Here is a 24,114-nt window from a genome sequence, read left to right as displayed (position 1 = left end):
CGCCGTAGATGTACCGGGCCGACAACTCCGAAAGGTTCGCCGCTGAGCCCGCGGTGGTGACATACAGCGAACCACCTTCAAACTCTTTGGTGTCCATGGTGTTGCGCGCATCCCGCGAACGGTTCGCCGCTACACGTTCGCGCAATACCGGCGTGGCTTTGATGGTCTTGCCGATACGCGACGAGACTCGTTTGGCCAACCCCAGGCTGGGCAGCAGCGTGAGAATGTTGGACGGTGCCATATGGATCAGGCCGCCAATCCAGTTCAAAGCGATCTGGGTTTTCATCAACTGCGAGGCCACCATGGTGACCACGCGCTTGCACGGATGGGCCGGTGACAAACAACGCATGGGCTCGCGGGCATACGGGGTCCGCGCCGTACGGTACTGCCCGGGTTCGGCGGCCCCGGCATCCCGCGGGATGCGCATGAACTCGTCAGCCCACTGATCGATCCAGACATCCGGCTCTGGCCGCAGCCCGCGGAAATAAGCCTCCCGGTACACCGCTGCACCGTCGGGCATTTCCGCTGACATGGATTAGCTCGCTGCAGTCAAAGAATGGATGAGATCTGTCGAGGACATCCGTTCGGCATCGTCCAACACCCGGCGCAATGCGGCAGTGAGGTGCTTCTCGATTTGCCTGTGATCACTCATGGCGGCCAATTCGGGGGCCAACTGTGGCGGCATACCCAGCAACAGATCCCGTAACATCCGCCCGGTCGTGTATGCCGCCGTTTTAACGGCCTCCAACTCGACGTGGGCGCCGCGATTTTTGTGAAATTCGCTCTCGGTCAGGCGTGACTCATAGAACTCGCGGTAGGCGCGCGACTCCTGAAAGTCCGGGATGCCCTCGCCGGCCAATGGGGCATGGTGCGAAAGAACGGCTGAAGGCTCGTATTCGATCTGGGGGCCCGGGGTATTGCCTTCCGGCCTGCGCTGTATCCGTTCGCGCTCATGTCGCGCCGCCACATTGGCTTTGCTTGGATCCGCAGTGCTGAACAGGAGCCGGTCCGTGGCCTCGACATCCACCATGCCGTCCGCCATCAGAACCAAACGACCGCTCTTGGCCAACTTCGACACATAGGGTTTCGACCAGCCTTGGCGCGTGGCGAACTCCGCTTTGGTGAGTGATGTCATGTCCATGCCTTTCGGTTAACTCGACGGAGCCGTGAGTTAACCAAGAGTTAACCAACTAATTTACTCGGTTAACTCTGGGTTAACCGCTGTGCACGCCATGGCCTGCTGGGCTTTCAGGTGTTTTTGAAGCTGCCTGGGGAGTTAACCAACTGTTTTACTCGGTTAACTCCTTAGTTAACCGCTTTGCAAGCCACGGCCCGCTTGGCTTACAGACGAATCAAGAGTTTACCGAGTTAACCTGGTTAACTCCTAAGTTAACTGCTCTGTAAACCACAGCCCATAAGGCTTTCAGCCCAGTTAACCAAGGGAGTTAACCAGTTAACTAACTTTGGAAGGGTGCCGCTAACGCGTTTGCGCGAGTCTTATGCCCCGTGTTCCTTGGAAGTTGCCAGGGTCCCCGGTGGTTTTGGAAACCTGGTCCTACGCTGATTGGAGATCGCGTTTAAAACGGAGGCAGTCGAGATTGCGGGTGTGATGCTCATGCCGGAAGCGCTGCAATCTGGCGGACAATCTCGTCATGGATCAGTTTGGCGGACCAGGTATGCGCGACGAGGTCGGTACCGGCTTCCAACAGCGCGGCATCACCCTCAGCGGGAATGACTGGCTGGTCGGTCAGGTCGTTGTAGCTGCCCGAGAAGTCGGAAGTCCCACTGCCGATAGCAACACGAGCAGCGGCGGCGTCGACACTCACCAGCACGGCCTTGCCGACATCCGAGGCGTCCGAAATGTTTTCCGAGGTGATGTCGCCTGGCGTGCCGACTGCATTGTTCGTTCCCTTCACCACAGCCTGAAGCACTTGAAAGCCTTCAGTGATGGAGACAGGGCTACCGTAGGGCTGCCAGCCTTCGGTAATGGCCTGGGCCAGCTTGATCGTCAACTCCTCAGGAGTGTTGGCGACGACGGTTTCGTATTGGGTGTAGGCCATTCTCTAAATCTCACGATTGAATGATTGAGCGGCGAGCGGGCTGACAGGCCGGCGAATCACCACAGTGGATGTGGCCTGTTATGGCGTAGGCCAGCAGGAGCACAAAAGGCAGCAGCCAAGGGCAGCGTTTCATGGAGCCGAATCCGATTTGGGAAACTTGAAGTCAGCGAACCGATCAGCCAGATCGGCGATCTTCTTCACGCCAAGAAATCCGATGAACACACCCGCAGCCGTGGCGAAGTTCTGCGGTAAGCCGAAGTACTCCAGTAACGGAATCAAGCCAATGGTGATCAGCGTGCACAGCGAAGCCTCAAGTAGCGCCTGTCGTCGTGTGCCGCCGCCGTAAATGATCCGCAAGGCACCGACCACGAATGACAACGCTCCGGCGTAGATCGTCGGCGCATGCTGACCTAGCCACGCGAGAACGAGCAGCCATGTGTCTGGTTTATCGGGCATGTTGGTCATCCGGATCTCTCCCCTTTTCGGGAAGCTCAATAGATTGGTTCCAGCAGCACTTCCCAGCTCGGAGCGAAGGGGGTGGCGGAACCAAAAACGAAAAAGCCCTGCTCGATGGCAGGGCTCACAAATGGGCACAAAAAACCCGACTCAATGGTCGGGTTCTTGAAAGGCGTCTCGCTGCGTTCACAGCAACACACGCTGCAATAAAAGCAGGTCTATTCCGCGCGGAAAAGGCTTTTCCGCAATAAATACAAAATTGCACCCAACTTGACCACAAGTTTGCATTCGCGTTGGCCATCTTTGTAAAAAATCCCTTCGCCCCCGAAGCGTTACAAAACTATTCCGTTTTCCCCCTACTTCTGGCGTCCTGTCAGCTCCACCGCTAACCAGCCAGAAATCTACTGCTACGCTGAAATCTCCACGGGGAATTCACAATGCCAAGCACAGATCTACTCCCATCCTTGCTATTCAAGATCAACGAAAATCAGCTCGCCCTAGAGGCTGCCATCATGGAACTCACGCTATGGGTCGAGCAACGCGGTTCGGCAGACGTCGCCGAAAACGTGCGCAGCGCCCTGGTCACGATCGACCGGAATGAAGAGTTCATCAAGATGTCGCTCGCGGTGCTGATGGCCCCGGAGTGACTGCAATCGCTGATGAGGTGAAGGCGGGAAGGATTGTGCGGGGCGCAGAGTAGTTGGTGTGATGGATCTGGTGAAATGACAATCACAGGGGAGTGAAGCCGGTGACGACTATCAAGTTCAGTTACAGAGATGCAAAGGGCGATTTGAGTGAGCGGGAGCTGATTCAGTGGTCGGAGAACTCAGTTTACATTCAGGGGCGCTCCGCCAGCGATTCATTCCCAAAGACGTTTCGGAAGGATCGCATCATTGAGGTCTTGTTTGGAGCGGAGTTATTACTGAACGACGCCGCACCTACAGCCCCACGCCTTCAACAAAAGCCGAGACCGTCTGCCCTCGCAGCATTGGAAGCCACGTCTAGCACGCCGCAGCCCAAGGCACCGCCTGGCGGAGTAAATCAAATTCTTTTCACAGGGTTCGCGGCTGCATATCGGACCGAGCTTGAACAAAAAGCTGTAGATTTCGGGCTGAAGGTTATGACTACTCCAGGCAAAACGCTTACCTTCCTCTGTTATGGCGATAACGCTGGACCGACTAAGGTTGTGAAAGCGCAGGAGGCCGGGGCTTTTATCATTGACGCAGAGCAGTTTCTTAACCTGATCACGACCGGTGAGATGCCTTAAGAAGCTCTACCGCGACGGGGATTTGCAAGTGTGTAGATAAGCATTCTAAAAGACATCATCTTGCAAGCATGGTGTTTTTTTTATGCTTGCATTTTCCCTGTTGCATCCAATACCATGCAAGCATACCAATGTGAGGATGCTTGCATGATCAAAAAAAATGAGTCAAAAGCTGTTGGCGGAAAAGCGCGAGCCAAGGCGCTTTCCCCTGCTGAGCGATCGAATATTGCAAAGGCGGCAGCTGCTGCCAGATGGGGATATGGAGTTACTCACAAAGGAAATTTCAAGGACGCATTTGGTATAGATGTTGATTGCTATGTCTTGGACGATCTCAGTAAAACCGCAGTAATTAGTCAGCGCGGCATGGCTGAAATCCTCCTCAATTCAGAATCCGGCGGTAGTGCTCTTCCTCGCTTTGCGAATGGGCAAATGATCTCTAAAGCCCTGGGAGCGGATATTGTAAAAAAGATAGATAACCCTTTGATTTTCAAGGGTGATCATGCGGGAGCGAGTGGCCAATTCCAGGGGCAGGTTAATGGCTACGAAGTAGGCCTATTAATTGATATCTGTCACTCGCTGGTCCTAGCTTACGGCCGAGATGAGCTTAGCCCTCGATATGAACGGATCGTAAATCAAGCTCGAATCATCCTTGGTGCATCAGCAAAAGCTGGTATTCAAGGATTGGTGTACGCCCTCTCAGGATACGATCGCACCAAAGAAGAGGTCATCGAAGCCTATAAGCTTTATGTCCGAGAAGAAGCGAGAGAGTACGAAAGGGAGTTTTCCTCAGAGCTGTATGAGCAATGGTATCGATTGTATGGACTTGAGAAGCCAGAACGTGGCCGGCCATGGGAGTTCAAGTACCTTACGATAGACCACATCTACAAGCCACTTGCCCGTAGTCATGGAAAGGTTTTCAGCCTCGCAAAGTCGAGCAAGCAATCCAACGGCGAGAAAGGTGACAAAATTCACATGTTCTTGTCTGAAATTGGCGTGAAAGCGTTACGCACACAAATCGGCAAGATCATTGGTATGGCCACAGTTTCCGATTCCAGAGAACAGTACGAAAGGTTCATTGCGGAAAAGATATATGGCCAACAGAGCCTTGACTTGAAATAGCGCAGGCAATAGAGCCTGGCCTATGTGACTGAGGGGGTTGGTAGGAGACTATCACCCCCCCTGATTAATTTAACTCGTAGTGAGCTCAGTAATTGCAGACTGTAGCGAGGCTAGGCATGTGGTCACATGCTTGTGGCGACGGACTTCGAACGGTAACTGAGCAATCCTATTGATCACGTCTTTACTGTAGTTCAATATTTCAATGCGGTGATGCGGTGTTATCGATAAGTGATGCACTCTCACGAACTCATTTATTGTTGCAGCGACTCTGTATGGGTAATGCTTTTTCTCGTGAAGCATCTGCTTAGTAAGTAAAGCTTTAGACTCCAAATACAAATTATACGCAAGCTCGTAATTTTTTTCTCTTGTTGCCTTGACCATGAGAAATCTTGCGTAATGATTATCAATTTGATAAGTGTCGTAGTTGATATTCTTGGCAAGCGCATAAGAAGACTTAAAGTACGGGGCAATCTCATCTAAATCATCTTCAAAAGATAGCCGAGCGATAGCATATTGAAGCCAATAATGAGGGTTTCGATTTGTAAAGTCCGTGCTTTGAATAGCTTCGTAAAACTTGATCGTAGCCCCGCGCAATCCATTCTTCGGCAAAAGTTTTTGTAAGGCACTGAAGCTCATAATGCTACGCATGAAGTACTCGTATTCCGAAGAGTGATCACGCAGCTTTAGTGCTTGTAAAAACATCTCCAATAAGATATCCACCACCACCGAAGCATCTGCCAATTTAGTTAAGTAATATTCAGCTAAAACAGAAGACTTTAGCCTGATATGACCCGTGGAGTCATCCCAAAGAAATTGGACGCTTTCTCTATCGGTGTTTGAGAGGCGAATCAGGGGGGCATCTTTTAAAAGTTCATTAAGGATGCTTCTATCGCTAGACAATCCACTCCCTTTTAATATGAAGACTGCAATTGCTATTCTACGCAGATGGTTAGGTAATTGCAGAAACAACGAGGAAATTTTTTCAGAAATGTGTGGTGAGTTATAAAGTTTTAATAACAACTGATGTAATTGCCCATCGCAACCAGCTCTCACAATGTTCAATTTTTCTAAGTCACTAAACGCCGAAAACTCTGCCCACAGGCCGTAACTATCAATGAGCTCAATTATGTCATTGACTTCGTTTCTATTTAGTCGGTTAAGGTCTAGTTCAGCAAATGTCGTAGTACGTAAAGCATTCTCTAATCGATCCCTAAAAGCCTCATGCACATGGGATCTACCCGTAAGTATGAACCTGAAGTTCTTTCCTGTCCGACGAATAGAGACGAAATCGATGAACTCAAGATAAGGGACATAGTTATCTATGATTAACGCTGTATTTCCAGGGAGATCCAATAATTGAATGGCCTCTTGCCGGGAGTTCTTCGTATCAGAAGAGAATTTATATACATTCCATCCCATGCCTGCAAGATTTTGTGACAACTGTTCAAGCGCTACAGTTTTCCCATTCCCAAGATCACTTACCAATACAATATCTTCCGTGGTTTTTAAAATTTCAGATATATGTGTGTTGGCTAGGCGATCAACGATATACTTTCTTGAGTGACCACCATCATTAGGGGATGATAGTAGGGTATTCTCGATCTGACCATATAGAAATAGCTTTTCGATGTCTGCGTTGTTTGGCTGCCGAGACATAGAAGGGGCACTTATTTTCTCAAGCGCAATAAAAATGTTTCTATCTTTGGTTCTAGTGTATGTGCGAGACTCCACACTGACGCACTTGGCCAGCTCTTGAATTCCAATCGGCAGCACATTGCCAAACAACGGCAGCATTATTTGATCAGTGCTAGAAGGTGACGGGGAAGTAATAAATATCGTTTTTTGCTTAATGTCTTCGGCGTGAAATAATCGTTGGATATCTAGGTCATACATAGAGTATCCAATAAATATTATAGCACGAGCTAACCGGACGTCTTGGCGCAAGACGCCTGCCCAATTGGAGCCAGTTAGCCCGTCATAAAGATAGCTTCCTGCGGTTAGCTTGAAGCCTCCAGCCAAATCCAATACGGAAAGTTTATTTATAAAACCATTCACATGCAGGCAGATTCTGGCGCTAGAAATGTATTTTTCTGGCAAGTCCTCGAGCGTTAATGGAACTAGTGCCTTACCATTCTCAGCTGAGCTTTTTTCGAGTAGGTCATCGTAGTTTGTTGTGTAGATACGCTGCCAAGGAAGTTTCATTATTTCCAGGTGATGCTCAGCGGGCGCTCTGATAGAAAAAGTTTTTCGGCATAATTCAGCCAATTTGGCAGAGCCAAACTTTTGTACGTAAAGTTGAGAGGCGAGAGCTAAATTGTCATCTGCGTCGGTCACGCCACATTCTGAAAAAAGAAACTTAGCGAAATCCCTGCCATTCATCGGCGATTGTTTTTCAAGATTTTGTGAGCCGTAAGAGAATCCAGACCCCGTAAACAAAACTGCGTTTCCATCTATGGCGTGTTTAATCGCTTCGGTCAGTTCCATCTGTCATCTCTCAAAAAATTATTGAAAAGCACCTAGAACACCATCATTGCACTGAGCCATCATCGCGTCAATTTCATCCAAAATTTAGACGTAAATCTTCTAGGTTTCATAGGCATACCTTCAGCCAGCTTGTTCTAGAAAGTGACAATAACCAATCTCCGCCAAGGGTCGTATCCGAACCGAATTTCCGCTAGTGGCAAAGGCTGTGTAAAAACGTTTTGGAGCTGGTTTGACGGTCAGAAACAGAGCGAAAATTCCGTTCCTACGTAAATTTCAGCTCCGCGCTACTTCAACAAGCACGGGCAGATTTTACGTAGCAACGCGGGCTTAAAATCGGTGCCTGCGTTTTTACACAGCCTGGACCGAAAGCTGCCTATGGAAAATGACCGCTTTGGGTCGTTCTGTGCCGGTCAACGCCTCGAAACTTCGAGGTCAAATTCGATGCAAACAGCTGGTTGGGTCGATTAAGCAGCTTGCCGTATTGCATCGACAGCACAATCGATCCATGCCGCCCCTGCTCTCGCCAGTTCCCGCGTTCTCCCTTCGCTTATGCCGTAGTGCTTGCCAACTCGGACCATGGACCATTTGGCGCCGTAGTAAAGCCAAATAATATCGCCCATCTGTTGATCACGATGTGAGAGCCGTGCCACTGCGCTGTCAATTGCTCCGGCCCACTCGTCTGTGATGCAATAATTCTTGCTCGACGACACCTGCGGCATCGCCTGGCGCATCAGCGCAAATGTCGGTGAGGTGTAATTGGGTATCCCTGCCCCGTCCATTCGCCACCATCCCCACTGTTCCAACAGGTACTCGGTATCCCCCAATGGTCGGCCTGCCGGCTTACGAATCATCATGCTTTCAATCCCCAGTGTAATTTGATCCGCCGGCACCCCGACGGTTGTTCATTTGGTAGTACTCGGCCGGGCCAGATATCGACGAGTCCTGCTGAAGCACTTCAATTTCGCGCTGAACCTGCTGCAATTTGAAGCTCAACTGGGTCACTAACTCGTCCAAAGACAGCACCAGTCTGCTTCCCAGAACAACCCAACCTGATCCATTGCAAGCAGTACAAATCAATTCATAAAACAGCCCCTTCACTACCGCTTTGCCCATGCAGGTCGGGCAAGGCTCAAGCTCGATCCGCGGCCTCTTAAAACCGAACCCATGCCCTTTATGCATGTTTTAAATCCTCGCCTATGGTTGTTTTTGGAATAGCACTCAAAGCCACGTCTTCCGTGGGCTGTAGCTGATTACCAGAATCTCCCAATCTAACGCCGGTCAACCCGTGAATCAGGGCAAAGCCCTTCTGGTCTAGATGTGCGTGCCACTGCTCCAGGGCATTGCGCTTGCGACCCATCACGTCCGACTGGATGTACACCTTCACGTTGTGGCCCATGGCGTGGTTGATCAGCAGTTCACCAATCAGATGGTCGATGCCGATGTCTGCCCAGCCGGTACGGGCCACCTTGCGCAGGTCGTGACTGGTCCACTCGCCCTGCCCCAACTCGGTGAACACGGCGCACGCCTGCCCCTCACTCAACGCCTTGCCTTTACGGGACGGAAACAGGAACTGACCTTCATACCCTTTGGCCCGCTGGGTCTCGCGATAGCTGATCAGCACCTTGCACACCTGATCGGTCAGCGGCAGTAGATGCTCCACGCCGGTCTTGGTGTGTTCAGCCGGAATGAACCACTCGCGCTCAGCGAGGCTGATGTGTGACCAGCGCGCCTGACGGGTTTCGCCGATGCGGGTGCCATGGCAGAGCATCAGCAGAGCCAGTAGGCCGTTGGCAGGTTCGAGATCTGCTGGTCTCAACTGACGGAGAGTGGGCGAGGTATCTAAGTACATGGCGAACAGGTCCAGCAGGAACGGCAAGTCCGTACCCCGAAGCCTGGACGGCCTGACACCGACCTTCGCGCTGGAGAAGTCGCGGAACTTCATGACTGCCATGGGGTTGAGCGTGATCAACCCCAGCGTAAAGGCCTGACGGAACGCCAACGCCAGCAACTGGAACGCCGAGCGCAGATAGTCAATGGTGATTACTTCTTGCGCCGGCCACATGAGCATGGCGTCGAGAGCCGCCCGGTCGATACAGGTCAACGGCAGGTCGCCCAGGCATGGGACCAAGTGGCACTTGATAAGCGACGCCCCGGTTCCCTTGCGCTTGTCCGACAGGTTGCGGTCTCGGGCCATGCGCTCGGCGTACCAGTTCAGCAATTCGCCGGTAGTGATCCACTTCGACAGGCTTGAACCAGCGCCGGCATCGAGGCGCAGCCGAATGGATGGCAAAGCGGCCACGACCTGCTTGGCGCTGAGGCCGGGGAAGCTGCCGATGCGGTTCCACTTACGCTTGGTGACCAGATACCAGGACGCCCGAGATCGATCCTGATTAAAACGCAGGTACAGGCCACGATTCTCGATGTCACGCAGATCCCGGACGTCGCCGGCGGCCTGGCGTTTGATTTCGGCGTCGGTGATCTTCACGGCGGCGCTGCTCATCAGGCCTCCACCTCGGAACCGTCGAGCCAAGCCATGAACGCCGCCGGTACATCGGAGCCCGACTCGGCTACAACCTTGGCGCACACCTGAACCAGATCAGCCTGACGGCCATACGCCTGCTCGAAAGCGACCTTCTGCCCGTGCACGGCGAAACCGGGAAACCCGTCGCCGCCGTAGCCGTGCTGGTGGTGGCCAGCGCACAACGGCAATACGTACCAATGCGCGTGCGGCTTGGTGCGGCCGTCAACGTGGTGGATGCTGCAATGGTCGTTGTGAATATCCATCGAGACGCGGCAAGCCACGCAACCGACAGTGGTGACCAGAGTGTTGTGCCAGTGCTTCTGCTGGGCAGTGACCGAGCGACCATTCATCCCGGTTCCCTCGCCTGTTCAAGCTCGATCAGCAACTCAATGAAGTGCTTGGCCTTCTCCAAGTCCGCGAGACCACCCTTGTCGCGCCACCGCGTCACGTACTTGATGACGCTGCCTTCGGCAAAGGGAATGCTGTTCGCGTGAATGTATTCGATGGGCTGGATTTTCAGCGATTTGTAATGACCGCCAGCGACTTGGGTGTTCAATGCACTCATGCGGATGCTCCAGCGCGACGCGCGCGCAATTCAGCTATGGCCTTATTGCCAACATCTGGGGTTCGTTGAGCTTGCGGTTCTGCCAATTCAGCAACCGGCACTGGGCCGAGCTGCTCGCCCATCCAGACCTTGCGAACCTGCTCCAGATACCGCTTTTCGAAACTGATCAGACCAAGCTCGCGGCTGAGCAGTGGCAGGCTGTTAAACCCGGCGGCAGCGGTCGCGTGGTAGACGGCCGGGTGAAACCACTTCGCGATGCCGTGCATCGTTGGATGGCAGTTACGCAGGGCCTGCTTGTAAGCCGTCTCCACGTTCGGCAGCGGTGGGTTGAGCATTTCCGGCGTAGGCACGCAGCCTTGAATGAACTTGCCTACGCTCGGGATGAAGTCGGAAGGTTCGGCGCGGCAGCGGATCAGACCGATATCGATCTGCTCCTGGGTGCAGATGCCGTTTTCGATGAACGCTTGTAACCAGGTGGCTTTCGATTCCTTGTAGGCCTTCGCATCCGGCCACGCCTGACGCCATGCAGTTCGGATCGAGCGCAACTGGCGGAACAGCTGGTTGATCACCTTGCCGGTTTCATGGGCCTGATCTTGCTGGGCCTTCACCGAAACTTCGGTGCTCGCGTCAATGAATTCGCCGTGGCGAACCTTGGTCACTGCCTGTGCCGCTACCGTGGAAACTGCTCTCATTTCGCACCCCCATTCATCCATTCGGTGTTTTCGTCGTCGTACTCGTCCGAAGCGGCAGGTGATGCGGATCCCGCCGCCTTGACGCGCTCACGCTTGACCCAGGCGACCAGACGGAAGCACCAGCCCGCAGCGCTGTCGACGGTCGAAGGCTTAGCGACGAAGAACCCCTTGAACCCTGCGAGAAGTTCGTCAGTGACCGCGTCGTCAGGCAAGCCGGCGATGGCGAGTTGATCAGCCAACGCCTTATCACTCGGTGCCCAGGTGGCGAACATGGCGAAGCGTTGGCGATCATCGGCGGCGAGGGCCTGACGATCCTGCTCGGCGATGACTTCGGAAATCTCGCGCTGCTGCTGCTCTTCGGTTACTTGATGGTTAATTGATGTATTGGGTGCAGTGGCTGCACCCCGTTCGGTCGTAGGCTGCACCCCGTTCTGTTGTGAGTTGCACCCCGTGGCGTCATCTGCACCCCGTTTTGTACGGGGTGCAGAATTTGCACCCCGCAATAATTGAAGGTCGTAAACGACTGGGCGGCGGTCATGACGGTCGATGTGCACGGCGGCAATGGCTTGATTGCCCTTCTGGATAAGTCCGGACTTCTCCAGATCGTTCAGCTTGTAACGGACAGTGCGTTCAGACAGGCCGGTGTCTTGAGCCAGGGTCGAAGCGGATGGGAAGGCACCAGCACCGTTGGAGCCGGCGTAGTTGGCCAAGCACAACAGCACATGCCTGGCGCTGGGGTCTTTGAGGGATTGGATGGGCAAAGAGAGCGCCCAGGACATTGCTTGAACACTCACAGCGAGGCTCCGATATTAATTTCAGCCAAGCGAGCAAGGACTTTGGGCGTGACCATTGGATCGAAGGCAGCACGCTCGGCGATCTCGCGTGACGACATCGTGTGACGTGACAAGATTTGCGATTGCTCGAAAAGTGTCGCGACATGGTGGGTATTGCCGGGGTTAGCGATCGTGTTCATAATGACGCCACATTGTTTTACACGTTGTTGAAGAAGCCGGGTTGCACCCCGGCTTTTTTGTGCCTGGGATTTAGTGAGTCTTCGAAGCAACAACCGCTGCTTGATCAGCCATGGCAACCGCATGCGCAGCAAGGGAACGGCAGAAGGACTCGAATGACTCGGCGTAAACGTGGTCGTTCTGGTCAAACACGCCGTCAGCAAAAACCTTTCCGCCAAGCCCGGCGACATGACCGAAGCTCATCGAGATGCCAGCGAAAACCTGGAGGGCGTCATCGATGCCCGAGCCAATCTGCTTAACAGCAAGAAGGCCGTAACGACTCGATAGCTCGATCAGTGCACGGTCGCGCCAAGGTTGGTCGAGTGCCACAACCCACGACTCTTCAATCCACGAAGGGATTTCGATACGGTCTCCGCTGTCGTCGAGCCAGCGCTCAACACGTTTGCTCCACGCTTTGTAGGCGCGGCCATAAGCCTGCATGTCTGCGGTCTTGGTCATCCCTTGCAGATCAGGAAAGCCCTTCTCTTTGCAACGTTCTGGAGCACGATCAAAGAGTTGATGGTTGAGCTGCTCTGCAAAGCCGTCCTGGCTCATGCTCGTACGAGCGATCATGTCTCGCGCCATAGCAACCAAGACCGCATCGCGTGTTTCGTGTCGCAAATTCGACGTTTCCATGAGGCTCTCTCGTTCGTATTCTTGATTCAACGGATCAGGTGACAGGGGAATTGGGGTCCATGTACATGGGGACGCTCCAGGTTGTTGAAATTGGTTATGCGGCTGATTTTTGGGATGGGAACGGACGCTGCTCTTTCGCCTGGAAGCTTCCATCTGGAAGCTCAAGCACTCGGATGTCCCGTTTCGCGGTTAAGGCTTTGTGAATGGCTGGCGCAGTAACCCGAAGAAGCCTTGCGGCTTCGGACTGCCCTTTGTCAGCCACGAACTTGTCGAGGGGAGTCTCATTCATGGTCATGCCTCTGCTGTTGACGAGGCCAATATTAACCATCTGTTAATTTTTAATCAATACCGATGGTTTCTTCTAATTTTTAACCATTGGTATAAATTCGCCCGATGACTAAAAAACGAATCCTGCCGCCAGACCGCATGGCTGAGTGCGAAGCCGCGCACGCCCTCTTCCTCGCGAAGAAGAACGAGCTGAAGCTGAGCCAAAAGAAAATCGCGGACGCGGCCGGCATGACGCCTGCTGCGGTGAACCTTTATTTCAAAGGAATCAACCCTTTGAATGCGCAGTTCGCTTCGGTACTTGCGCGGATGCTCAATGAGCCGGTTGAGGCGTTCAGCTCTCGATTGGCAGAAGAGATAGCGGCGATGACTAGGGTTCCGGTTGCGAAAACTGCAAATGAGCCGTCAAAGTCATCCGCAGATATCGTTAATCAGATGCTAGCTAAGTACGGGAAAAATTTGCCGGAGGAAGCACGGCAGAGGATCGCTGGAGCCGTTGCGGAAACCGCGAATGAGGTGAAAGCAAGCAACGTAATCGAGGCTGATTTCTCCGGACTGCGAGCACGACCAGATGAGATTTTAATTCCGCAGTACGACGTGCGCGCCGCAATGGGGCACGGGCAAGTTCCAGCCGATTACAACGAGGCAATCCGTAACCTGATCGTTCGGGAGGATGTGCTGCGCGAGAAGGGAGTGACCTACACATCTACTGCTGCGCTGGCTATGATCACCGGCTGGGGTCAGAGCATGGAAGGCACGATCAATGATAAAGACCCAGTGATCGTTGATCGCGGAATTAACGAATTCATTGGCGACGGGGTTTATGTGCTCACCTGGCACAGCCTTCTCTACATCAAGCGATTGCAGCAGGTCGATGAAGATCATTTACGGATGATCTCGGACAACAAGCATTACGAAAACCAGACCGTGCGCATCGACGATGTAACCATCCACGCGAAGGTTCTTCTTGTCTGGAATGCCCAGAAGGTCTGACACCATGGCACTCACCAAGCCCAACCAAGAACTGCATCGCGAACTCAAGGCGCTAGGGCTTGAGATCGAGCAGGCCGCAGACGAAGTGCTCAGCATTACAAAGGACTGCCGCGATATTGAGGTGGCTGCCGTGCTCAAGCTGATTGCAAAGATGTATGAGCGTGCAGATCGGGTTGCGGCGCTCGCGGATGAGGTGAAGGTTGGGCAAATAACGCGAGCCAAGCCTGAGTAGATGGCGCGACGGGGATTTGTAGCAGATCCAGATCGAGGGTTGACGGCATGGCGCACTCGCTTCAATACCATATATTGGAATCTGTTCGCGCCATTGAGAGCGAGACGGGGAAGCTGCTCGATTTGGCTGCAATGCTCAAAGAGGCTGGGAATGTTGACCAGGCTTGGGCTGTTGTAAAGCAGGCGAATAAGCTTATTGAAGCGGCGGTAGCGCTGAGAATTGCCATGGCTGGATGAAGGCAGGAAGGAAAGTGCGGGGGGAGCGGAGTAACTGTCCGCGGCGGTAATTCGCACTAGAAACTGAAATACGAGCAACGCCCTGCAAACGGGTTACACAATGACGAAGAAACAGACGGAAAGCAAAGCAGCAGCGACTGCCGCTGAAATTGAAAGATCCATCCAAGCTCTGAACAAAATGGCCGAACGCCTATGGGGAGATGGCCGGGAAGCCGAGGCGAAAGCTCTCCTCGATGCCTTGGACGCATTAAACCGGGCGCTTGATCGGATCAGGATTGGAGAGAGTCGCAGGATTCTCCATTGAGGGTACAAGTCAGCCGGCGGGTTTGCGGATGAGGTGAAGGTGGACATCCATCTCTAAGCCCGGCCCAGCGCCGGGCTTTTTCGTTTCTGCCTTGCGCCTCTGCACACTCGATATACACTGGCCATACGACTGCTGAAGGATCGGCGAATGATTTTGCCCGCACATGCGGGGGTTTTTACTTCCTGATTCCGCCCTCCCCATCTCCCCCTCTTGAAAGCCTGGTCCCGCCACTGATCGGGCCTTTCGTTTCTGCGACATGCTTTTCACGAATCACCCACAGTATCGGGCGCAGATTGCTTGCACTCCTTTGCAGAATCCCAATTAGGCCCGCCCGCATGCGGGCCATTTTTTTGACCTTCAGAAAGGCGCAGGCTCCTCCACCTCATCCAAGTCAGCCACCTCAAGCACGCGATCCTCGTCTGATCGCGCTTCCCACCTCAACGTCACCGACTCATCGTCGTTGAACGCCATCTCCAGATCGTCCGTCTCGGAAAGAAGCCCCATCACCTCCTCCCACTCTTGATCGCCATCAGTGTCCAGGCGGTGGATGGTCACCCATCGCTGATGTTGAGCGGTCGGGTGATTGATCATTGATGAAACGCGCAGACCAAGCCGCTCCATCCCGCTGATTACCTGTCGCACTGCTGGTTTTTGCTGCTTTTTTGCCTTACCCACACAACCCCCTAGATACTGTATATACGCCCAGTATTAGGAACTATAGCGAGGCCGCGCTTTATGGAATATCCCAAAAGCGCTAGGTAGCGAAGTAGTAAATGGCGCCAAAACAAGCTCACATCAAAATAAATTAACCACCGGTATTGACGCTAAAATATACCGATGGTTAACTGCATCCATCGCAGCGACACACAGCCACTGCGAAGGGCCATATGAGGCTCGCCACAAGACTGGTGAAGCCGCCAGATAGCTCGGGATCAGCGAAGTGATCTCCCAGCCCCCTCCCGGGGATCGACTGGAACCAAGCTCTTTAAGCAGGACGGAATGACAGATTTCACTGGCTGGCCTTGGCGACAGGGCCAGACGGGAAAACGAATGTCCCAACGCCTTCGGGCCGAGGTACTGACTGGCCGGCAAAGCGGCCCCGAGCACCTGGTACTCCCCAGCACCAGGCCGCATCGGTGAGCTCTGAAGCACAACGATCGTTGGATGGTCCATGTGCCATCGCTTCAGGGTTCACCGATGCGGATGAGCACACACCGGTCGCGCACCGGCCCCCTGCATTCCCCCAACACATAGAGGATTGGCAACCATGTAACCGACCGATATCGAAGCCCGCCCAAAGGCGGCACCTGCGATCACGTAGGGAGGTCTTCGTGACGCAATCAAAGCCCGGTTCCGATCGGGCTTTTTTACGCCTGCCTTTATCCGTCAGCACTCTCCCTTGCGTCCGACGGCAACCAGCAGGCGGCCAGAGTGCTGACGAATAACCGCAACCCACACTGAGGAATGCACCATGCATCCAATGATCCAACAGCGCCGGGACGTCCTCGGAGTGCTGATGATTCGCACCCAGGCCGCTCGTGGAGAGTTTGCCCGCCTCGCAGGCATGGCGATGCCCGAGAAGCAGGTGCGCTTCCAAGTGAAGACTGTCGGCAAGGCCTACCACATCGTGGATCTGGTCACCGGCAAGACCAAGGCTTTCCGCTGGACCTACCAGGCGGCCATAGACATGGCGATCCAGCTCGAGAATCAGGCCAGCCGCCTCCCCGGAGGTGCGCAGTGATCGGTGTACCAATGCCCCACCCGCGAGACTCGATCATCGAGACCCTGAACCAGCAGCTGGAGCATTACTTCGGCGCCGGCAAATCGGTGCAGGAAATCGAACCAGGTGTCACCGGTGAGAAAGCCCTCGGCTTCGGCAGTGCCCACAGCAACAAGCTGCGTGCAGGACGAGACAAAATCGCACCGGTGCTGAAGACCATGGCCGAGAGCGGTTCCTCACTGAACAAAGCGGCTGAAGCACTCGGCATTGATCACAAGCGCGCCCGCCTAATCGCCAGCGAGAACAGCTTCAAGTTCAAATCATGAAGCGCCTCAGCAACCAAGTGCGCCAGCGCCGACGACAGACATGGCTGGATCTACCGGCCCACGAAATTGAAGAGGCAGGCCATGGCCGAGGAACAGCAGGAACCCAACGCGAAATCGCAGTCAAAATCCCCACAAAAAAACTGACGCTCAGTCCGTCTCTTTCACTTTAAAAACCATCTTAAACAGCGCGGTAAGTAATGCAGTGACTGCAGCAAATAAGACCGTACCTATTCCCCCAAGGATCCATTTTTGCTGATCGTAAATCCGAGTTAGCTCAGCACTAACTGCAATCTTGTTCCCTTCGATCGCCTTACTCATGTTTTCCTGATCCTTCCTCAACATGGGAATAGAGAGTGCCTTCTCAGGGTTATCAGAAATTGACCGTTCCAAGATCGCAAGTCTTTCATCAATGGACTTCACTGTCGCCTTTAGCGAGGTAAGTTCGATAATCTGAGCTTGGCCATTATTATTTGGTTGACTAATCTGTCTCATAGCCGCACTGAGTAACTCATCGGCTTTTGAAACTGAGGCCCTTAGCACTTCGACTTCATCAACAGAGGCAAATTTGCTTGGATCCGAAAAAACAAGTCCTCTAGAAATTATTGATCGATTGCTGTCCCATCCAAAGAACTGACTCGTCACCGAGACCATTGCAGTGAGCGATCCGACTAAGGCTGTTAACGTAACAGCCAGCTTTACACTCCGTAAACGCCGTTCATATTCGTGTGTTTTATCCGCGAGTTTAGATGCATAGCTCATCTGCTCTTTAGAGAACTGCTCTGAAGATTCCTGCATTTTTCGAGCAGCTTCGAAGAAAGCTTCATTTTCTTGTTCGCTCATGGTTACCCCAAAATTATCCTTTCAATAATCTACGGAGAATACAGTATGGCCATTAGCTATGGCAGCGTTTGCAGCGGAATCGAGGCCGCGTCCAAGGCCTGGCATCCTTTAGGTATGCGCGCCGCTTGGTTCGCTGAGATCGAAGCCTTTCCCTGCGCGGTGCTCGCTCACCACTATCCGAATACACCGAACCTCGGCGACATGACCAAACTCGGTGCCCAGGTGCTGGCCGGCAAGATCGAAGCCCCTGATGTACTGATCGGCGGAACCCCGTGCCAGGCCTTCAGTGTCGCTGGCATGCGCGAAGGTCTCGCCGATCCGCGCGGCGCCCTCACAATCAAATACGTGGAGCTCGCAGATGCAACTGACTATGTTCGCGCCAGCCACCGAAAGCCTCCCTGTGTCATCGTCTGGGAAAACGTCCCTGGTGTCCTCAGTGACAAAGGGAACGCCTTCGGATGCTTTCTTGGCGCGCTTGCTGGGGAAGACTGCGAGCTGCAGCCTTCAGGGAAAAGGTGGCCGGACGCTGGTTGTGTGTATGGACCCAAAAGAACAATCGCGTGGCGGGTCCTGGACGCCCAATATTTCGGCTTGGCCCAACGACGCCGTCGTGTGTTCGTTGTCGCAAGTGCTCGAGACGGGTTCGATACCACCGAGGTACTTTTTGAGCGAGAAGGCACTCGCAGGGATTGCCCGCCGAGACGGCCAGCGGAATTTGCACTTCATCCTACTCTCACGGCGCATGGGGGCGGCTCTCTCGATGACCGAGAGGCATATGTGCTGGAGCCAGAAGGAGTGCGCCGTACTAGCGTAATCGAGTGGGAGAGATGCCAAGGTTTTCCGGACAACTACACTCAGATCACTTGGCGCGGCAAGCCCGCCAGTAAATGCTCTGACGGCCCGCGATACAAGGCTATAGGCAACAGCAAGGCGGTCCCGTTAGTCCAATGGCTGGGCAAAAGGCTGATGAGCCTCTTAGAAAACTCTGCGCTACTTGACGCTTATTGATTTATAGAGCATATAGATACTACTAAACCAAGAGCCCCGGAAATGGAAGTAAAATCCCACAACTTGCAAAACAAAATAATTGAAGGCCGCTTAACGTCATTTTCAATTTATTGTGCAAATACTTGGATGACATTACTCGCCCCGATAATAATCGGTCTACTCGCAAGTAAACTCTTCACCGAAACATCTCTTAGCGGCACAGAAATCACGCTGTATTCGATAGCTGGCCTGATCCATTTGAAATTTGCATGGACGATGTTCACCGCAGCAAACAGAAGATCAATTTCGATAGCAGTAGATGAAATAGTAGAAAAAAACGAAGAGTATGAAAACGAAATAATTCCTCGCGCCGAACTTCTTTACGAGGCCTCAGCAACTCAACAAAGTGTCATATACTTGATGACGCTTGAGCTTGAGTCACGCATTGAAGAGCTAAATGCCCAACCAGATAACGGCTTACTAAAAAGTCGATGGCGAAACTGGGAGAAAGGCTTACAGGCAATGCTCTGGCATATAGCTAAGCACCGCACCCAACTATTTGGGTACAATGGCGACAGCTTGTACAATATGGCTTTGTATTTATACGACTCCACCAGCGACGACTTATTCATCGCATGGCGAAAACATGACGACAGACTTTCAACATCCAACCGCCGCTGGAAGCCGGGATTTGGACATGTTGGGCTAGCTTTCGTACAACAGGAAGCGAAAATTTGCCATGACATTTTGGAAAGTTCAGAACTAGCCAACTCTACGACTAATGAGCCCACTGATAGATTTAAATATCGCTCATTTATGTCGATACCGATTAGCGACTCATGCAATGCTCACAATGGAAAAAAACCGCTAGGTGTGCTAGTCTTCACCAGCAGTCATATAGGGCAGTTTGATTGGGAACGAGACAAATTTTTTGCGCTGACTGCAGCAAAGCTCTTATCAATATATATCGAACGAAACGTAGCAGCAATTGAAGCACCGCCAGGAGGAAAGCGCAATGAGCCTTAAAGAGTATCTTCACTCAATAACCTCCGAGCCCAAAGAAGCTGACAGCCGAGCTGAAAAAGTAATCTCCGTAAATATGAGTTTCGAAAGTTTTCTAGTAGAAAGCTCAAAGTCCAACAACTCTTACTCCACGGACTGGGTAGAGTCTGAAGTTAAAAAAAGCGGAAACTACTTTAAGAAAGAGATATACAGTAAAGATTAATCAATTAAAAGCCGGCCGAATCAAAGCCGGCTTTTTTACGCCGATAGATACGGCAGTGCAATATCATCATTCACGAATGGTTTTGGAAGCACTCATTCAGACCGCAAGCCCTGCAGGGCTTTCCCGCTGACTACATCATCAGCCGAAGCGCCCGCTGCAAGAGGCCCACCGAAACCCAAGAGGTGGCCCTCCGCCGATGACGGCATTGGGACGAGCCAATGATCAATGGCGAGTTACCGAGCGCCAAGCCGAAGCAACGTAATAACCCACTCCTCCACCGCTCGAGCACGACCAGGCACAAAGCTGGCCGCATCGAAATCGAATCTGCACCTACACCTACACCTACACCTGCCGTGATAGGCCCTTTCTCCTACAAGGCAGGTCGGTCCACCACTACGATCCGTTCGCAGCGACACGCCGCGCAATCGTTGTAGCAGCCACTGAAATGGGGAGGCGGTCATGATCCTCCTGCCCATAGCAGCGCCGCTCTACATGCTCAGGCTCATCTACAAGGGGTCGCAGCGATGACACACCAGCCGAAAGGCGGAATGTGCTCCGCCTGCATCCACGTCCACCGCAAATGCAGCCATCTACCGTTCAGCACCATACCGGCGCTGGCCGGGGACGCTCAGGCCGTGATTGTGCGCTGCACTGAATTCCAACGCCGCAAGTAAGCCCACCCCCCCTTCTGCCGCCGCGCGCGGCATGGAAACGCTCATGAACATCCAGTTTTTATCCCACGAGCAGGTTTGCGAGCTCACCGGCGCGCGGACCAAAGCAGGTCAGATCCTCAACCTGAAGAAGAACGGCGTCAGGCATACCATCAAGGTGAATGGCTGGCCAAGCGTCACTGCCATGGCAGTGACTGCGGTCGGTATGCTTGAAGCAGAAAAACCCGCATGGACACCACGCAAGGCTAGCTGACATGGGACGACGACCAAGCAAACCCGGATCAATCGCCCGGCTGAGAGAACGCAAGAAAGCCAGCGGCCGGGTTTTCTACTATTACGACACCGGCGGTAAGGACCGCAGAGAGATCCCGCTAGGCAGCGATTACGGTCTGGCGATCATGGAGTACGCGAAACTCGAACGCGATCGCACAGCCACCGACTTAGTGGCCAAGGTGATCACCTTCCGCTACGTCGCCGAAAAGTATTTGGTCGATGTCGTACCAACCAAAAAACCAGCAACGCAAAAGGACAACATCAGGGAGATGAAAAACCTGATGTCATTCTTCGACGATCCGCCAGCCCCGCTAGAAACTATCCAACCGTTACATGTCCGCCAGTATCTGACTTGGCGCAAAGCCGCGCCGGTAAGAGCCAACAGAGAAAAGGCCCTGCTCAGTGCGATCTGGAACTTCGCCCGTGATATCGGCTATACCGCGCTCGCCAACCCTTGTGCAGGGATTAAGGGCAACAAGGAGACAGGCCGGGATATCTATATCGAGGACGCACTGTTCAAGCGCGTATACGAGAAGGCAGATGTAGGCCTGAAGGATGCTATGGATCTTGCCTATCTCACTGGCCAACGGGTGACCGACACTCGATTGATGGATGAACGAGATGTCCGCGATGGACAGATATGGGTACTGCAAGGCAAGACAAACGCCAAGCGCCGGATTGAAATCACTGGAGAGCTAAAGATTTTGATTGATCGAATTATGTCTCGAAAGTCAGGACACAAGGTCCGCTCGACGCGGCTGATCGTTACAGAAGATGGCACACCAATGTCGATGGCGATGTTGCGGGGAAGATTTGACTTGGCCAGGGAAGCGGCCGGGGTCGCAAAGTCCGAGTTCCAGATGCGCGACCTACGTGCTAAAGCCGGCACGGACAAGGCCGAATCAAGCGGTGACATTTTGCAGGCCAGGGATCAACTTGGGCATACGACCGTTGTAATGACCGAGCAGTACATCCGCAACAGAAAGGGGAAGAAAGTCTCACCAACCAAGTGAATTGCGGACCAATCCAATAATTGCGGACCAGAAACGAACAAGGGCTTGCCTAGCTTTCGCTCGCAAACCCTTGATTTATATGGTGCCCGAAGCCGGAATCGAACCGGCACGCCCTTACGAGCGGGGGATTTTAAGTCCCATGCGTCTACCAGTTTCGCCATTCGGGCGGTAGCGCGGTGAAGCGTCAAGCTTTTGCCAGATAACGCTCTGGCAGTTCTGACGCTTGTGCAGCAGAGGTGGAAATATATACATCCCGCCCCAGTGAAGCAAGTTCGCAAATACCCTTTTCAAGACTAAATCTTGCAGGCTATTGCAAATAAAAAAGCTCCGTAAATCATAGATCTACGGAGCTTGTTTATTAGTGGAGGCCGAGGTCGGAATCGAACCGGCGTAGGCGGATTTGCAATCCGCTGCATAACCATTTTGCTACTCGGCCTCAAAACATTTGCTGTCAGTAGCGCGACATCAAATGCGTACAAACTTGGAGCGGGAAACGAGACTCGAACTCGCGACCCCGACCTTGGCAAGGTCGTGCTCTACCAACTGAGCTATTCCCGCGTCTTGGTGTGGCGCATTCTATAGAATCCAGAAGCCCCGTCAACCCTTTGATTCAAAAAAGTTTTATTTCTTTTCAACGTCGGTCTTCAGATGTGGCCAGGCAGCCCGCAGGTACTGGACCATCGACCACAAAGTCAGGCCAGCCGACACCATCAGCAAGGTGTAGCCCAGCAAGACCCAGAAACTGAAATCCTTGGAATTGGCCAGCAGGATCACCAGCGCCAACATTTGCGCGGCGGTTTTCCATTTGCCCAGGTTCGATACGGCGACGTGGGCACGAGCGCCCAGTTCGGCCATCCACTCGCGCAGTGCCGAGACGACAATCTCGCGACCGATGATCACGGCAGCCGGCAGCGTGAGCCACAGGTTTCCGTGTTCCTGCACCAACAGGACCAATGCAACCGCAACCATCAGCTTGTCGGCAACCGGATCGAGGAAAGCCCCGAACGGTGTGCTTTGTTCCAGCCGGCGGGCCAGATACCCGTCCAGCCAGTCGGTCGCGGCAGCAAATGCGAAGACCGAAGCGGAGGCCATGTAGCTCCACTGGTAAGGCAGATAGAACAGCAAAATGAAGATCGGTATGAGCAGAACGCGTAGAACGGTAATCAGATTAGGGATATTCATCGGCACAACTGGCTGCGAGGTGAGGGGGCATTCTACTCGCTGTGCAGATTTGCATAAATCAACTCTGCGAGCTTTTTACTGATCCCGGGGGCTTTGGCAATTTCTTCGATGCTTGCACGAGACAGCTCCTGCAATCCACCAAAATGTTTCAACAAATCACGCCGACGTGTGGGTCCGACGCCGGCGACGCCTTCCAGTGTAGACGTCCGACGGGTTTTTCCACGTCGGGCGCGGTGCCCGGTAATGGCAAACCGGTGGGCTTCGTCGCGAATCTGCTGGATCAGGTGCAGCGCGGGTGAATCCCCGCGCAAGGTGAACTCATGTGCAGCGTCATTCAGGTACAGGGTTTCGAAACCGGCCTTGCGCGTCGCACCTTTTGCCACGCCGAGCAGAATCAGGTCAGGCACGGCCAGTTCATCGAGCACGTCGCGGGCCATGGATAACTGACCTTTACCGCCGTCCACCAGCAGGATATCCGGCAGCTTGCCCTCCCCGTCCTTCAGTTTGCTGAAGCGTCGGGTCAGCGCCTGATGCATCGCCGCGTAATCATCGCCGGCCGTAACACCCTCAATGTTGTACCGGCGGTAATCGGCCTTGATCGGACCTTCGGGACCGAAGACCACGCAGGACGCCACCGTCGCCTCGCCGCTGGAGTGACTGATGTCGTAGCACTCAAGGCGCTGTGGAGGTTCATCCAGCTTCAGCACCTCGGCCAGCGCATCGAAGCGCGCCGTAATGTGCTGACGATTCGCCAGGCGCGCACTCAGTGCCTGCTCGGCATTGGTCACCGCCAATTGCTGCCAGCGCGCCCGCGTGCCCCGCACGCGATGGCTGATGGTCAGTTCACGACCGCGCAACTCGTCGATGGCGGCGATCAGCGTGGGAAAGTCATCGTGGACCACATTGACGATCAGTTCGCTTGGCAAGTCGCGTTCAGGACTGCTGATGAAGTACTGGCCTAGAAATGCGGCCATGACTTCGGAAACGTCTTCTTCAATACCTACGTGAGGGAAGAAGTTC

31 protein-coding genes, 3 tRNA genes and 2 pseudogenes are annotated in these 24,114 nt (G+C 53.5%); 14 read left to right on the top strand and 22 right to left on the bottom strand.

The window, feature by feature from the left end; translation table 11 throughout:
* The 4 genes from KGA98_RS27035 to KGA98_RS27020 all read right to left on the bottom strand — a co-directional run.
* A partial coding sequence (locus KGA98_RS27035) for a phage terminase large subunit family protein (RefSeq protein ID WP_223504688.1) occupies positions 1 to 532 on the bottom strand: 532 nt, incomplete at its 3' end.
* Between the two features lie 3 nt (positions 533 to 535).
* A complete protein-coding gene (locus KGA98_RS27030; RefSeq protein ID WP_223504686.1) occupies positions 536 to 1,135 on the bottom strand; it encodes a terminase small subunit in 600 nt (199 codons plus the stop codon).
* Positions 1,136 to 1,613: 478 nt separating this feature from the next.
* A complete protein-coding gene (locus KGA98_RS27025) occupies positions 1,614 to 2,060 on the bottom strand; it encodes a DUF1737 domain-containing protein (RefSeq protein ID WP_223504684.1) in 447 nt (148 codons plus the stop codon).
* A gap of 129 nt (positions 2,061 to 2,189) precedes the next feature.
* A complete protein-coding gene (locus KGA98_RS27020; RefSeq protein ID WP_104449534.1) occupies positions 2,190 to 2,525 on the bottom strand; it encodes a phage holin, lambda family in 336 nt (111 codons plus the stop codon).
* Positions 2,526 to 2,953: 428 nt separating this feature from the next.
* Between KGA98_RS27020 and KGA98_RS27015 the strand changes: the two genes are divergently transcribed.
* The 3 genes from KGA98_RS27015 (at position 2,954) to KGA98_RS27005 (ending at position 4,899) form a co-directional block, all read left to right on the top strand.
* Positions 2,954 to 3,163 (top strand): hypothetical protein, encoded by a 210-nt coding sequence (locus KGA98_RS27015; RefSeq protein WP_223504682.1) that lies wholly within the window; start codon positions 2,954 to 2,956, stop codon positions 3,161 to 3,163.
* Positions 3,164 to 3,264: 101 nt separating this feature from the next.
* Positions 3,265 to 3,783 (top strand): BRCT domain-containing protein, encoded by a 519-nt coding sequence (locus tag KGA98_RS27010; protein WP_223504680.1) that lies wholly within the window; start codon positions 3,265 to 3,267, stop codon positions 3,781 to 3,783.
* A 144-nt stretch (positions 3,784 to 3,927) separates the two neighbouring features.
* On the top strand, positions 3,928 to 4,899 hold the full coding sequence (locus tag KGA98_RS27005; protein WP_223504678.1) for a P63C domain-containing protein: 972 nt from the start codon (positions 3,928 to 3,930) through the stop codon (positions 4,897 to 4,899).
* A gap of 69 nt (positions 4,900 to 4,968) precedes the next feature.
* Here the strand turns inward: KGA98_RS27005 and KGA98_RS27000 are convergent, their stop codons facing one another.
* From KGA98_RS27000 to KGA98_RS26950, 11 genes are all read right to left on the bottom strand, one after another.
* Positions 4,969 to 7,383 (bottom strand): SIR2 family protein, encoded by a 2,415-nt coding sequence (locus KGA98_RS27000; RefSeq protein WP_223504676.1) that lies wholly within the window; start codon positions 7,381 to 7,383, stop codon positions 4,969 to 4,971.
* A 464-nt stretch (positions 7,384 to 7,847) separates the two neighbouring features.
* Positions 7,848 to 8,237, bottom strand: a complete 390-nt coding sequence (locus tag KGA98_RS26995) for an antiterminator Q family protein (protein WP_223504674.1) — start codon at positions 8,235 to 8,237, stop codon at positions 7,848 to 7,850.
* 4 nt (positions 8,238 to 8,241) lie between these two features.
* Positions 8,242 to 8,562 (bottom strand): hypothetical protein, encoded by a 321-nt coding sequence (locus KGA98_RS26990; RefSeq protein ID WP_223504673.1) that lies wholly within the window; start codon positions 8,560 to 8,562, stop codon positions 8,242 to 8,244.
* Positions 8,555 to 9,883: a tyrosine-type recombinase/integrase gene (locus KGA98_RS26985; RefSeq protein WP_223504670.1), complete on the bottom strand. Its 1,329-nt coding sequence runs from the start codon at positions 9,881 to 9,883 to the stop codon at positions 8,555 to 8,557. Before KGA98_RS26985 ends, KGA98_RS26990 begins: the two co-directional genes overlap by 8 nt.
* A complete protein-coding gene (locus tag KGA98_RS26980) occupies positions 9,883 to 10,254 on the bottom strand; it encodes a Ref family recombination enhancement nuclease (RefSeq protein ID WP_223504668.1) in 372 nt (123 codons plus the stop codon). Before KGA98_RS26980 ends, KGA98_RS26985 begins: the two co-directional genes overlap by 1 nt.
* Complete coding sequence (locus KGA98_RS26975) at positions 10,251 to 10,469, bottom strand: DUF3310 domain-containing protein (RefSeq protein WP_223504666.1); 219 nt, start codon at positions 10,467 to 10,469, stop codon at positions 10,251 to 10,253. The genes KGA98_RS26980 and KGA98_RS26975 overlap by 4 nt, the downstream gene beginning before the upstream one ends.
* Positions 10,466 to 11,128 carry a replication protein P gene (locus KGA98_RS26970; protein ID WP_223504664.1) on the bottom strand — a complete coding sequence of 221 codons (663 nt, stop codon included), beginning with the start codon at positions 11,126 to 11,128 and terminating at the stop codon, positions 10,466 to 10,468. Before KGA98_RS26970 ends, KGA98_RS26975 begins: the two co-directional genes overlap by 4 nt.
* 29 nt (positions 11,129 to 11,157) lie before the next feature.
* Positions 11,158 to 11,940 carry a helix-turn-helix domain-containing protein gene (locus tag KGA98_RS26965; RefSeq protein ID WP_223504692.1) on the bottom strand — a complete coding sequence of 261 codons (783 nt, stop codon included), beginning with the start codon at positions 11,938 to 11,940 and terminating at the stop codon, positions 11,158 to 11,160.
* An 11-nt stretch (positions 11,941 to 11,951) separates the two neighbouring features.
* Complete coding sequence (locus KGA98_RS26960) at positions 11,952 to 12,134, bottom strand: hypothetical protein (RefSeq protein ID WP_223504663.1); 183 nt, start codon at positions 12,132 to 12,134, stop codon at positions 11,952 to 11,954.
* A 70-nt stretch (positions 12,135 to 12,204) separates the two neighbouring features.
* Positions 12,205 to 12,807 carry a hypothetical protein gene (locus tag KGA98_RS26955; RefSeq protein WP_223504661.1) on the bottom strand — a complete coding sequence of 201 codons (603 nt, stop codon included), beginning with the start codon at positions 12,805 to 12,807 and terminating at the stop codon, positions 12,205 to 12,207.
* 94 nt (positions 12,808 to 12,901) lie between these two features.
* Entirely contained in the window at positions 12,902 to 13,096 is a 195-nt protein-coding gene (locus KGA98_RS26950) for a Cro/CI family transcriptional regulator (RefSeq protein WP_223504257.1), read from the bottom strand.
* A gap of 104 nt (positions 13,097 to 13,200) precedes the next feature.
* Here KGA98_RS26950 and KGA98_RS26945 point away from each other — a divergent pair, with 104 nt between their 5' ends.
* The 4 genes from KGA98_RS26945 to KGA98_RS26930 all read left to right on the top strand — a co-directional run bounded on the left by KGA98_RS26945 (position 13,201) and on the right by KGA98_RS26930 (position 14,857).
* Positions 13,201 to 14,085 carry a helix-turn-helix transcriptional regulator gene (locus KGA98_RS26945; RefSeq protein ID WP_223504658.1) on the top strand — a complete coding sequence of 295 codons (885 nt, stop codon included), beginning with the start codon at positions 13,201 to 13,203 and terminating at the stop codon, positions 14,083 to 14,085.
* 4 nt (positions 14,086 to 14,089) lie between these two features.
* Positions 14,090 to 14,317 carry a hypothetical protein gene (locus KGA98_RS26940; protein WP_223504655.1) on the top strand — a complete coding sequence of 76 codons (228 nt, stop codon included), beginning with the start codon at positions 14,090 to 14,092 and terminating at the stop codon, positions 14,315 to 14,317.
* 47 nt (positions 14,318 to 14,364) lie between these two features.
* Positions 14,365 to 14,553: a hypothetical protein gene (locus KGA98_RS26935; RefSeq protein WP_223504653.1), complete on the top strand. Its 189-nt coding sequence runs from the start codon at positions 14,365 to 14,367 to the stop codon at positions 14,551 to 14,553.
* 100 nt (positions 14,554 to 14,653) lie between these two features.
* The gene (locus KGA98_RS26930) at positions 14,654 to 14,857 is read left to right on the top strand and encodes a hypothetical protein (protein ID WP_223504651.1); all 204 of its coding nucleotides are present in this window, start codon (positions 14,654 to 14,656) and stop codon (positions 14,855 to 14,857) included.
* A 357-nt stretch (positions 14,858 to 15,214) separates the two neighbouring features.
* Here KGA98_RS26930 and KGA98_RS26925 read toward each other — a convergent pair whose 3' ends face one another.
* Positions 15,215 to 15,478 (bottom strand): DUF1654 domain-containing protein, encoded by a 264-nt coding sequence (locus tag KGA98_RS26925; RefSeq protein WP_223504690.1) that lies wholly within the window; start codon positions 15,476 to 15,478, stop codon positions 15,215 to 15,217.
* Between the two features lie 850 nt (positions 15,479 to 16,328).
* Between KGA98_RS26925 and KGA98_RS26920 the strand changes: the two genes are divergently transcribed.
* Together KGA98_RS26920 and KGA98_RS26915 are read left to right on the top strand one after the other, a co-directional pair.
* A complete protein-coding gene (locus tag KGA98_RS26920) occupies positions 16,329 to 16,598 on the top strand; it encodes a hypothetical protein (protein WP_223504649.1) in 270 nt (89 codons plus the stop codon).
* The gene (locus tag KGA98_RS26915; protein WP_223504647.1) at positions 16,595 to 16,903 is read left to right on the top strand and encodes a hypothetical protein; all 309 of its coding nucleotides are present in this window, start codon (positions 16,595 to 16,597) and stop codon (positions 16,901 to 16,903) included. The genes KGA98_RS26920 and KGA98_RS26915 overlap by 4 nt, the downstream gene beginning before the upstream one ends.
* A gap of 147 nt (positions 16,904 to 17,050) precedes the next feature.
* Here KGA98_RS26915 and KGA98_RS26910 read toward each other — a convergent pair whose 3' ends face one another.
* Positions 17,051 to 17,743, bottom strand: coding sequence for a hypothetical protein (locus KGA98_RS26910; RefSeq protein ID WP_223504645.1), 693 nt, complete (start codon positions 17,741 to 17,743; stop codon positions 17,051 to 17,053).
* Positions 17,744 to 17,788: 45 nt separating this feature from the next.
* On the opposite strand from KGA98_RS26910, the pseudogene KGA98_RS26905 reads away from it, so the two are divergent.
* From KGA98_RS26905 to KGA98_RS26890, 5 genes and pseudogenes are all read left to right on the top strand, one after another.
* Positions 17,789 to 18,448: pseudogene (locus KGA98_RS26905) on the top strand (DNA cytosine methyltransferase); the annotation flags it as partial.
* Positions 18,449 to 18,508: 60 nt separating this feature from the next.
* A pseudogene (locus KGA98_RS28805) lies at positions 18,509 to 18,751 on the top strand (DNA cytosine methyltransferase); the annotation flags it as partial.
* A 42-nt stretch (positions 18,752 to 18,793) separates the two neighbouring features.
* On the top strand, positions 18,794 to 19,756 hold the full coding sequence (locus KGA98_RS26900) for a GAF domain-containing protein (protein ID WP_223504642.1): 963 nt from the start codon (positions 18,794 to 18,796) through the stop codon (positions 19,754 to 19,756).
* A gap of 916 nt (positions 19,757 to 20,672) precedes the next feature.
* The gene (locus KGA98_RS26895) at positions 20,673 to 20,879 is read left to right on the top strand and encodes a DUF4224 domain-containing protein (protein ID WP_223504640.1); all 207 of its coding nucleotides are present in this window, start codon (positions 20,673 to 20,675) and stop codon (positions 20,877 to 20,879) included.
* 1 nt (position 20,880) lies between these two features.
* Positions 20,881 to 21,912, top strand: coding sequence for a tyrosine-type recombinase/integrase (locus KGA98_RS26890; RefSeq protein WP_223504638.1), 1,032 nt, complete (start codon positions 20,881 to 20,883; stop codon positions 21,910 to 21,912).
* Positions 21,913 to 21,992: 80 nt separating this feature from the next.
* Here KGA98_RS26890 and KGA98_RS26885 read toward each other — a convergent pair.
* The 5 genes from KGA98_RS26885 to KGA98_RS26865 form a co-directional block, all read right to left on the bottom strand.
* A tRNA-Leu gene (locus tag KGA98_RS26885) sits at positions 21,993 to 22,079 on the bottom strand.
* 195 nt (positions 22,080 to 22,274) lie between these two features.
* A tRNA-Cys gene (locus tag KGA98_RS26880) sits at positions 22,275 to 22,348 on the bottom strand.
* A gap of 46 nt (positions 22,349 to 22,394) precedes the next feature.
* Positions 22,395 to 22,470: transfer RNA gene (locus KGA98_RS26875), tRNA-Gly, on the bottom strand.
* Positions 22,471 to 22,533: 63 nt separating this feature from the next.
* Positions 22,534 to 23,094, bottom strand: a complete 561-nt coding sequence (gene pgsA, locus KGA98_RS26870) for a CDP-diacylglycerol--glycerol-3-phosphate 3-phosphatidyltransferase (RefSeq protein ID WP_057714620.1) — start codon at positions 23,092 to 23,094, stop codon at positions 22,534 to 22,536.
* A 32-nt stretch (positions 23,095 to 23,126) separates the two neighbouring features.
* On the bottom strand, positions 23,127 to 24,114 hold a 988-nt coding region (locus KGA98_RS26865), incomplete at its 5' end, for an excinuclease ABC subunit UvrC (protein ID WP_223504636.1).

It is taken from the genome of Pseudomonas sp. BF-R-24 (assembly GCF_019947335.1).
Taxonomy (GTDB): domain Bacteria; phylum Pseudomonadota; class Gammaproteobacteria; order Pseudomonadales; family Pseudomonadaceae; genus Aquipseudomonas; species Aquipseudomonas jessenii.
The sequence above is the reverse complement of the archived record's forward strand: the minus strand, read 5'-3'. Positions and strand labels throughout refer to the sequence as shown.